This window comes from Streptomyces mayteni (assembly GCF_054783955.1).
The window spans coordinates 23365-33012 of the sequence record NZ_BAAGPR010000088.1 but is presented as its reverse complement, the minus strand read 5'-3'; the positions used below and the strand labels follow the sequence as shown (position 1 = coordinate 33012).

The following is a 9648-nucleotide window of genomic DNA, read 5'->3' as shown; positions in this document are numbered from 1 at the left end:
GGTGGCCGTCGTGGCGCCCGCGCTGGCCACCGGACCCGCCGCCGCCGAGCCCGCCTGGTCGCCGGGCGAGACGATCGGCCGGGCCCAGGCCGCCCGCGCCGCCGCGGCCGAGGCCGCCCTCGACCGGCTGGACCTGGACAGTCCTGGCACCCCGGTGACCGCCGCCACCGACCCGCGCACCGGCACCGCGACCTCGGTCGTCACCGACGTGCCGTTCGAGGGCGACGCCGCCGCCTTCACCGACTACGCCGGCGTCTTCGGCGTCACCGACCCCACCGACCACCTGCGGCCGATCGGCGCCGAGCGTCGCGAGTTCGCCCCCGAGTCCGCCGCGACCAGCCACTGGTACGAACAGGTGGTGGACGGCGTCCCGGTCAGGAACGCCCGCGTCGGGCTGCACCTCGACCAGTCGGGCGAGCGGCTGCAGTTCATCTCCAACGGGCTCCGCCCCGACCTCGTCGTGCCGGCCACCACGCCCGCCATCGACGCGGAACGTGCGGTGGCCGAGGCCCGCCGTGCGCTGCCCAGCGACGCCGACGCCGAACTCGTCGAGGCACCCGAGCTGTTCGTGGAGCCCGGCACGCCCGACCCGAGCGGCGCGGTCCTGGCCGACCTGGTGTGGGAGGTGTGGCTGCGCGCCCCCGACCGTGGCGTCTCGCAGGTGTACCTGGTGGACGCGACCGGAGTCGGCGGCGTGCTGGCCACCGAGGACCAGATCCGCGGCGACGTGGACCGCCGGGTGTACGACCTGCGCAACGGCCCCGTCGAGAACCGGACGTTGGTGCGCACCGAGGACTGGTCGTCCGACCGCATCGACTACGACGGCGAGATGGCGTACCTGCACACCGGCGTCACCTACTACTACTTCCAGGAGCACCTGGGCCGGGACAGCTTCGACGACGCGGGCGCCACGCTGGTCTCCAACGTGCACGCCGTGCCGCCCGGCGGCCCCAACGCGTGGTGGGACGGCGCCGAGATGAGCTTCACCGACGGCATGGTGGTCGCCGACGTCACCGCCCACGAGCTCACCCACGCCGTCACCACCTCCACCGCCGACCTGGTCTACAAGGACCAGCCGGGGGCGCTGAACGAGAGCTTCTCCGACATCTTCGGCGAGATGACCGAGCGCGAGATGCTGGGGTCGAGCGGCTGGGAGCTGGGCACCGACTCGGCGGTCGGCGCCATCCGCAGCCTCTCCGACCCGGAAAAGTACGGCCAGCCGGCGCACATGCGGGACTACCAGCGGCGCTGCGACGACGGCGGCGGGGTGCACCGCAACAGCGGCATCCCCAACCGGGCCTTCGTCAACGCCCACAACGCGCTGGGCGCGGAGAAGTCCGAGCGGATCTTCTACCGGGCGCTGAGCCAGTACCTCTTCCCCACCGCCAACTTCGCCGACGCCGTCAACGCGACGGTGGCCGCGGCCATGATCCTGTACGGCAAGACGGACGGCGAGGCGGAGGCGATCGAGGAGGCGTGGCGGCAGGTCGGCGTCACCAACGAGACGCCGCCGTCGGACAGTTCGGGCAGCTGCACCTGCGTCGTGGACAGCACGCTGCGCACCGCGACCCTCGACCAGGCGGGCCCGGAGGCGGCGGAGATCCGCGCCGCGCTCTACCTGGCCAGGGACGTGCTGCCGAGGATCGCGCCGGCGGTCTCGTACTACGTCAACCTCTACAACGACGACAGCCCGCTGTTGAACCCGCTGCTGAACGACGACCCGGTGCTCAACGAGGACTTCGGCGCGCTGCTCCAGGTGCTGTACCCGCTGTTCCTGGCCGCGGCCGGCGAGGGCGATCCGGCGACTCCGGTGACGGCGGAGCAACTGGCGGCGGTGGACGCGTTCTTCGCCGACGTCCGGGCCGCCGACCAGGCGCGGGCGGGCGGCGGGGCGCTGTCCGCGTCGATCGACAGCAACTGGCGGGCGCTCGACCTGTGGGCCACGGTCGGCCTGCGGGCCGACGACGCGCTCGCCGAACTGAACCGCCAGGCCAGGGAGTTGTAGCCCCGGGGACAGCCCGGGCGCCGCGCCCGGGCGCCGCCCGCCACCCGTTTCCCTCGGGCGGCGGGCGGCCGTCGTGGCCCAGCTGGCCGGGTCGCCACGGGAGGTGGGCGAGAGCACGCCAGAGTGCTCCTGCGGCCTGGTGTGGCGGGCGGGAAGCCGCTAGCGTCCGGCCAGGCGTGCCGCTGTCGCCACACCTGACCCCGGTCCTGCTCGACGACTCCGGGTCCACGCACGCCAGTTCCGAGGAATCACCCCCTTCGCCTTTGGAGCCGACATGCAAAGACGACGCTGGGCGAGTGCGCTCCTCCTCGCCTTATCGCTGCCACTGCTCGCCCCGGCGGCCGTGGCGGACTCCCCCGCCGGCCCCTCCGCCGGCCCGTCCGCCGAACGTGCCGCCTCGGCGGCGGTGCCGCTGGAGGAGGTCACCGCGAGCGCCACCCAGGTCGCGTCCGGGCTGCGTCGCCCCGTGGCCATCACCGCGCCCGACGACGCCACGAACCGGCTGTTCATCGTCGAGAAACGCGGCACCGTCCGCGTCTACCACCCCGACACCGGGCTGGCCGCCACCCCGCTGCTCGACGTCACCGCCTCGGTCGACGAGTCGGGCAACGAGCGCGGACTGCTCGGCATCGCCCTCGCCCCCGACTTCAACCGGAGCCAGGAGCTCTACCTGGCCTACACCGCGCGGCCCGACGGCGCGGTGACCCTCGGCAGGTACACCCTCGGCACCGGGACCCTGGAGCCGCTGATCTCCCAGGAGCACGCCGAGTACAGCAACCACAACGGCGGCCAGCTCGCCTTCGGCCCCGACGGCTACCTCTACTGGAGCATCGGCGACGGCGGCGGCTCAGGCGACCCGTACAAGTCGGGCCAGCGCGTCGACACCCTGCTCGGCAAGATCCTCCGCGTCGACGTCAGCCGGAGCTGCGGGGCGCTCCCCTACTGCGTGCCGGCCGACAACCCGTACGTCGGCGGTGCCGGGGCCCGCGAGGAGATCTGGATCACCGGCGTCCGCAACCCGTGGCGCTTCTCCTTCGACCCGGCCGACGGCTCGCTGTGGATCGGCGACGTCGGGCAGGGCCGCTGGGAGGAGATCGACCACCTGCCGGCGGGTGAGCAGGCCGGCGTCAACCTGGGCTGGTCCTGCCAGGAGGGCTACGAGGTCTTCGACCAGGCCCAGTGCGCGCCGGGCTCCGACCGCACCGACCCGGTCTTCACCTACTCCCCCTACACCGGCGGCTGCGCCGTCATCGGCGGCCGCGTCTACCGCGGCGAGCAGTACGCCGACCTGGTGGGCGGCACCTACATCGCCACCGACTACTGCTCCTCCACGGTGTGGGCGCTCCGCGAGGACGGTGCCGGCGGCTACCTCCAGGCCGAGATCGGCGAGATGCCCACCCAGGTCACGGCGTTCGGCACCACGGCCGACGGCGAGTTCTACGTCGTCAACGACCTGCCTGGCGGCCTGCACCGGGTGGAGTTCGAGCGCACCGCGCCGACCTGCCGCGTCGACCTCGACGTCACCACCTGGGGCACCGGGCTGACCGTCGACATCACCCTCACCAACACCGGCACCGCGCCGATCGACGGCTGGCGCCTCGAGTTCCCGCTGCCGCTCGGCCAGTCGGTCGTCTCCGACTGGAACACCGACCTCACCCAGTCGGGCGACATCGTGCGGGCCAACAGCGCCACCCACAACGCGGCGATCGCACCCGGCGCGAGCATCACCCTCGGCTATCTGGCCAGCCACACGGGCGACGCCTCGCCACCCGGCCGCTTCAACCTCAACGACCGCGCCTGCGTGGTCAGTCGCTGATCCACCACCGGAGCCGGTCCGCCGCCACACCCAGACGGACGGACCGGCCCCGTTCACCTGGCCGGGGACCAGCCCCTCGCGGCTGGCCCGTGGTCTCACGCCCCCCAGTAACCGGGGGACTCCTGGCCGGCCGGCAGCGCGTGCTGGGCGGGGACGGGGGCCGGGACGTACCAGTCGCTGCCGTAGAGGACCTGGCACAGGCCGGTGAGCAGCCGCGCCACGTCGGCCTGGGGGCGGACGACGAGGCGGAGGTAGGAGCTGCTGCTGTGCAGCTTGTTGCCGCACTCGCGGACCAGCACGCCGTGTTCGGCGAGCAGCCGGTCGCGGAGGAGGGCGCCGTCGACGCCCTCGGGGAGCTTGACCAGGATGAAGTTGCCCTGGGAGGGGAAGGCCGTGATGCCGGGCAGCTTGCTGAGCTGGCGCAGCATCTCCTGCCGGTCGGCGTGCACCTGCTGGAGGCTCCGCCGGTACTCCTGGCGGTGCTCCTTGAGGGCGAACACCACGTATTCGGCTAGGGAGTTGAGGTTCCACTTGGGCAGCGCGTCCCGCACCTTCCTGGCCAGCGCCGGGTTGGCGACCAGGTAGCCGAAGCGGATGCCGTGCAGGCCGAAGTTCTTGCCGAGGCTCTTCAGGACGACGACGTTGGGCAGCAGCACCGCCTCCTGGGCGACGCTCGGGTTGGGCTCGCAGCTGACGAACTCGATGAAGGACTCGTCGACCACCACCAGGTCGAGGTCGATCAGGGCGTGCAGCATGCTGATGACGGCCTGGCGGGGCAGGTAGCCGCCGTCGGGGTTGTTGGGGTTGCAGATGACGGCGGTGCGGGAGCCCCTGGACTGGATGAAGGAGACGAAGGCGGCCGGGTCGAGGGCGTAGCCGCGCTCCTCGGGCAGCGGGAACATGTCGACCCGCTTGCCGGTCTCCATGGGCTGGTCGGTCCAGCGGCCGAAGGTGGGCACCGGGATGGCGAGGCTCTCGCGGACCAGCAGGTGGTCGATCCAGGTGATCAGCTCGGTCGAGCCGTTGCCCATGGCGACGGTCTGCGGGTTGAGGCCGAGCACGGAGCACAGTTCGGCGGCGATGGTGTCGGCGCCGCTCGGGTAGTAGGTGAGGATCCCCCGCAGCTCACGGGCCAGTTGCTCGAACATGGCCGGGGTGGGGAAGTACGGGTTGCACGGGATGCAGAAGTCGACCGTGCCGTCGGCGCCGCCGGCTCGGGAGAGCGAGAAGAACGAGGGGCTGTGCGCGGTGCTCGCCTGGAACAGCTGCCGCACGTTGTCGGGCCGGCCACCGCCGTTGGTGATGGCGAGGCCACCGGCGCCCTCCGACGGGTTGATGGCGACAGTCAATCCGACGACCTCCTCGGTCACTTCGCTGCCCGGGCGACAGCCCTCCGCCCCCCGGTGTCCCCGAGGGTGGCACCGGGAGGGCGGCGGGAGCGCGGATTGCGTCAAGGTGGATAAGAAACGGGGGACTCGAGCCCCCGGGTGCTCACTCCGCCCGCAGCGCGGTGGCAGTGCGGACCCCGGCCGCCCAGCCGGCCGGCAGCAGGGCGCCGAGGACGGCGATCAGCGGGCCGCCGACGCCGAGCGTGGATCCGGTCCCACGACTGGACAACCACCGGACACACCGACACCCTTGTCATGGACGCGATTGGGAGCGCTCCCGAACGGATCAACGGATCACCCGCCACCGTTCAGGAGGAGAGACAGTGACGTCACGTCGGGACGATTCCCCGGTCACCGAGCAGCAGCCGCCGAGTCGAAGGGCCGTGCTGGCGACGATGGGCGCCCTACCCGTCATCGCGACCGCGACGCCGACCGCGGCGGCGGCCAGCGCACCACCGGCGGTCGCGGCCGCCGACGTCATCGTCAACCCCTCGGCGGCACGGCAGACGATCCGCGGCTTCGGCGGCATGAACCACACGGTCTGGATCAGCGACCTGACGGCCGCCCAGCGGGACACGGCGTTCGGCGGCGGCGAGGGGCAGTTGGGGTTCTCGGTGCTGCGGATCCCCGTCCACGAGGACCGGGCGAACTGGAGCCGCGAGGTGGCGACGGCGCGGCGCGCGATCGAGCTCGGCGCGACCGTCATCGCGTCGCCGTGGAATCCCCCGGCCAACCTCGTCGAGACCTTCGTGCGCGGCAGCCAGACCAACGCGCGGCGGCTGCGGTACGACAGTTACGGCGCCTACGCGCAGTACCTCGACGACTTCGTCGTCTTCATGCGGAACAACGGCGTGAACCTGTACGCGATCTCCGTACAGAACGAGCCGGACTACGCGCACGACTGGACGTGGTGGACGCCGACCGAGATGATCCGCTTCCTGCGCGAGAACGCCGGCTCGATCAGCACCAGGGTCATCGCGCCCGAGTCGTTCCAGTACGTGAAGAGCTTCTCCGACCCGATCCTCAACGACGCCCAGGCGCTGGCCAACCTGGACATCCTCGGTGCCCACCTCTACGGCACGTCGTTCGGGAACTTCCCCTACCCCCTCTTCAAGCAGCGGGGCACGGGCAAGGAACTGTGGATGACCGAGGTCTACTACCCCAACAGCAGCGATTCGGCCGACCTCTGGCCGCAGGCGCTCGACGTGGGGGAACACGTCCACCGCGCCATGGTGGACGCCGAGTTCCAGACGTACGTGTGGTGGTACATCCGGCGCGGCTACGGCCCGATGCGGGAGGACGGGCGGATCAGCAAGCGGGGCGCCAGCATGGCGCACTTCGCGCGGTTCGTCCGGCCGGGTCACGTGCGGATCGACGCGACCCCGAACCCCGTGTCGAACGTCTACGTCTCCGCGTACCGGGGCAGCGGCTCCAGGATCGTCGTCGTCGCCGTCAACAAGGGGACGTCGTCGGTGAGTCAGCCGTTCACCCTGCAGGGCAACACCTCGGCCGGGGTGTCGTCCTGGCTGACGGACGCGAGCCGCACGGTCGCGGCGCAGGGCAGGATCAGCATGTCGAACGGCGTCTTCACGGGCCAGCTTCCCGCGCAGAGCGTGACGACGTTCGTGACGGAGTAGGGCCGGCGGCCGTGCGCGGCGGGGGCGCCGCCGCGCACGGTCCGCGTCGCGTCCCCCGTCAGCCGAACCGCACCGGCACCACCACCATTTCGGCGATGTTCACGTTGGCGGGCGCCGAGACCGCGTAGGTCACGGAGTCGGCGAGGTCCTCGGCGGACAGCGGCGGCAGGTCGGTGCGCATCCGCGCCAGGGCGTCGCGCATCTCCCCGTCCCGCATGTCGTCGCCCAGCTCGGTGTGGGTGACGCCCGGCTCCACGGTGTGCACCCGCACGCCGCGCGGCCCGAGTTCGACCCGCAGGTTGCGGGTCAGCTGGGCCACGGCGGCCTTGGTGGCGCAGTAGACCGACCAGTTGGGGTAGAGGGCGTGCCCGGCGATGGAGCCGATGTGTACGAGGTCGGCCGGGCCGTCCGCCGCGGCGGCGAGCAGGTCGTCGACGAAGGCCCGGCCGGTGCCCAGCAGCCCGCGCAGGTTGACGTCGATCATGCGGTCCCACTCGGCGGTGTCGGCGGTCTCGAACGGGGCGCCGAGCATGGCGCCCGCGTTGGCCACCACGAGGTCGACCCGGCCGAGCGCGGAACGCACGGTCGCCGCCGCCTCGGTCAGGGCGTCGGGGTTCGCGAGGTCGGCGGCCACCGGCAGCACCTGGCCGGCGGCCGTCGGGCGCAGCTCGTCGGACAGTTCGACGAGCCGGTCCGCGCGGCGGCCGAGCAGGGCGACGGAGGCGCCGGCGAGCGCCAGCCGGCGGGCGGTGGCGACACCGATGCCGCTGGTGGCGCCGGTCACGACGGCCACCCGGCCGGCGAGCGGGCCGCCGGCGGCGGGAACGTCGGCGATCGAGGCGGAAGGTGAAGACGAAACGGTGGTCGAAGAAGTCATGTCCCCACCGTGCTGCGGATCCGGGGGCCGCTCCAGGCACGGTTCGACCCGGGTGCCCCGGTCATGGGCGTGGCACACCCACCCTCGGCGGCACACCCCCTCGGCGGCGCGCTCAGCCGCGGTAGGCGGCGATCGCGGCGGCGACGAACGAGCGGACCAGCGGGTTCGGGTCGCCCGTGGGCCACGCCAGCACCACGCGGCTCGGCGGCATGTCGACGAGCGGCACCACGGTGAGCCCCTCGCCCGGCTCGTGGTCGAGCAGCGTCATGCCGACCGTGCCGTTCCACAGCACCGCCTGCCGGCACTCCTGGACGGCGCGCACCACGGGGCCCTCGCGGGGCCGCGCGCCGTGCCAGTACGCCTGCCAGCCGGGGTCGGTGCCCGCCGGGAACCGGAACCAGCGGCGGTCGGCCAGGTCCGCCAGCCGGAGGGAGTCGCGGCCGGCCAGCGGGTCGTCGGTCCGAAGCAGCGCCCCCACCGGGTCGGCCCGCAGCTCGCGCACGGTCAGGCCGGTCTCGTCGAACGGCCCCCGGGTCAGGGCGACATCGACCAGGCCGGCGGAGAGCCCGCAGGTGGGATCGGTCAGGTCGGTCTCGCGAACCCGGACCTCGACGTGCGGGTGCCGCCCGCGGTAGGCGTCGGCCAGCCGGGTCACGCCCGGGTCGGTGCTGTCGCCGAGCAGTCCGACGGTCAGGGTCGCGACGCCGGCCGCCGCGGCGAGGCGCACCCGCGCCCGGTCGGCGTGGTCGAGCAGGGCGCGCGCCTCGTCGAGCAGCACCGCACCGACCGGGGTGAGGGCGACGCCGGCGGAGGATCGGTCGAAGAGCGTGGCGCCGATCTCGGCCTCCAGCCGCCGGATCGCCCGGCTCAACGGCGGCTGGCTCATGTGCAGTCGGACGGCCGCCCGACCGAAGTGGAGCTCCTCGGCGACCGCCACGAAGTACCGCAGGGTTCGAAGCTCCATGCTGCGACGATACCCGGAGGGTATCGCCCGCGCGGAACAGGTCTTGGACAGTCCTGGGGCCGCGGTCGTGGAATCGGGGCATGAGCGACGTACCCGAGGCCAGTGCCCCGATCGCCGACCCGCCCGTGTCGGTGGTCGGCCCCGACGACGGCGAGACGATCCTGCTGGGCACCACCCGCATGCGCGTCCTGGAGGACGGCGGCAACACCGGGCACCGGCTCGGGATCGCCGAGTCGATCCTCGCGCCCCACACGCCGGGACCGCCCCAGCATCGGCACGCCGAGCACGACGAGGGCTTCTACGTCGTCTCCGGCACCGTGCGGTTCACCGTCGGGGAGGACGAGCACGACGCGACGCCCGGCACGCTGGTGATGGTCCCGCCCGGGGCCCCGCACACGTTCGCCAACGTGACCGACCAACCGGCCGTCATGCTCAGCACGTTCACGCCGGACCGGTACGTGCGGTACTTCCGCGACCTCCAGGCCCTGATGGCCGGCGGCCGGAAGCCGACCCCGGAGGCGAACGTCCGGGCGATGAGGCGTTACGCCACCGAGCCGGCCACCGACGTCGCCGCGCCACGGCCGGAGGACGCGTGAACGTCGCGTACTGGCTCTTCGCCGGCCTGCTCGCCGCCTTCTACCTCTACGCGGGTGGCCTGAAGGCGGTCCGCTCCCGGGATCGGCTCCGGCCGATGATGGCCTGGGTGGACAGCACGCCGATGCCCGCCGTTCGAGCCATCGGGCTGATCGAGGTGCTGGGCGCGATCGGACTCGTCCTGCCGCCGCTCACCGGCGTCGCGCCCTGGCTCGCGCTCGCCGCCGCGATCGGGTTCGTGGTCCTCCAACTCGGCGCGATCCGGGTCCACCTGCGCCTCGGCGACCGCCGGATCGCCCTCAACGGCACGCTACTGCTCGCCGCGATGGCGACCGGCTGGCTGGCGACGACCTGGCTGTGACGTGGG

The 9648-nt window shown here is 72.8% G+C and carries 8 protein-coding genes and 1 pseudogene; 5 read left to right on the top strand and 4 right to left on the bottom strand.

The window, feature by feature from the left end; genetic code table 11:
* The coding region (locus ACYVPE_RS29595) for a M4 family metallopeptidase (RefSeq protein WP_461036813.1) at positions 1–2005 on the top strand (2005 nt) is incomplete at its 5' end.
* 274 nt (positions 2006–2279) lie between these two features.
* Entirely contained in the window at positions 2280–3821 is a 1542-nt protein-coding gene (locus ACYVPE_RS29590; protein ID WP_461036812.1) for a PQQ-dependent sugar dehydrogenase, read from the top strand.
* 149 nt (positions 3822–3970) lie between these two features.
* Here ACYVPE_RS29590 and ACYVPE_RS29585 read toward each other — a convergent pair.
* Together ACYVPE_RS29585 and ACYVPE_RS29580 are read right to left on the bottom strand one after the other, a co-directional pair.
* Positions 3971–5125 (bottom strand): annotated as a pseudogene (locus ACYVPE_RS29585) (pyridoxal phosphate-dependent aminotransferase); the annotation flags it as partial.
* Positions 5126–5312: 187 nt separating this feature from the next.
* Positions 5313–5438 (bottom strand): hypothetical protein, encoded by a 126-nt coding sequence (locus ACYVPE_RS29580; RefSeq protein ID WP_461036811.1) that lies wholly within the window; start codon positions 5436–5438, stop codon positions 5313–5315.
* Positions 5439–5532: 94 nt separating this feature from the next.
* Here ACYVPE_RS29580 and xynC point away from each other — a divergent pair, with 94 nt between their 5' ends.
* Positions 5533–6846, top strand: coding sequence for a glucuronoarabinoxylan endo-1,4-beta-xylanase XynC (gene xynC / locus ACYVPE_RS29575; RefSeq protein WP_461036810.1), 1314 nt, complete (start codon positions 5533–5535; stop codon positions 6844–6846).
* A 58-nt stretch (positions 6847–6904) separates the two neighbouring features.
* Here the strand turns inward: xynC and ACYVPE_RS29570 are convergent, their stop codons facing one another.
* Both ACYVPE_RS29570 and ACYVPE_RS29565 read right to left on the bottom strand, forming a co-directional pair.
* Positions 6905–7723: an SDR family oxidoreductase gene (locus tag ACYVPE_RS29570; protein ID WP_461036809.1), complete on the bottom strand. Its 819-nt coding sequence runs from the start codon at positions 7721–7723 to the stop codon at positions 6905–6907.
* Positions 7724–7835: 112 nt separating this feature from the next.
* Positions 7836–8687 (bottom strand): LysR family transcriptional regulator, encoded by an 852-nt coding sequence (locus tag ACYVPE_RS29565; protein WP_461036808.1) that lies wholly within the window; start codon positions 8685–8687, stop codon positions 7836–7838.
* A gap of 80 nt (positions 8688–8767) precedes the next feature.
* Between ACYVPE_RS29565 and ACYVPE_RS29560 the strand changes: the two genes are divergently transcribed.
* Both ACYVPE_RS29560 and ACYVPE_RS29555 read left to right on the top strand, forming a co-directional pair.
* Entirely contained in the window at positions 8768–9283 is a 516-nt protein-coding gene (locus ACYVPE_RS29560; protein ID WP_461036807.1) for a cupin domain-containing protein, read from the top strand.
* On the top strand, positions 9280–9642 hold the full coding sequence (locus tag ACYVPE_RS29555) for a DoxX family protein (RefSeq protein ID WP_461036806.1): 363 nt from the start codon (positions 9280–9282) through the stop codon (positions 9640–9642). The genes ACYVPE_RS29560 and ACYVPE_RS29555 overlap by 4 nt, the downstream gene beginning before the upstream one ends.
* The last annotated feature ends 6 nt before the right edge of the window (positions 9643–9648 follow it).

Coding starts and splice junctions, on each gene's coding strand:
- ACYVPE_RS29565 (WP_461036808.1), bottom strand. CDS start 8,687: ATGGAGCTTCGAACCCTGCGGTACTTCGTGGCGGTCGCCGAGGAGCTC.
- ACYVPE_RS29570 (WP_461036809.1), bottom strand. CDS start 7,723: ATGACTTCTTCGACCACCGTTTCGTCTTCACCTTCCGCCTCGATCGCC.
- ACYVPE_RS29590 (WP_461036812.1), top strand. CDS start 2,280: ATGCAAAGACGACGCTGGGCGAGTGCGCTCCTCCTCGCCTTATCGCTG.
- ACYVPE_RS29560 (WP_461036807.1), top strand. CDS start 8,768: ATGAGCGACGTACCCGAGGCCAGTGCCCCGATCGCCGACCCGCCCGTG.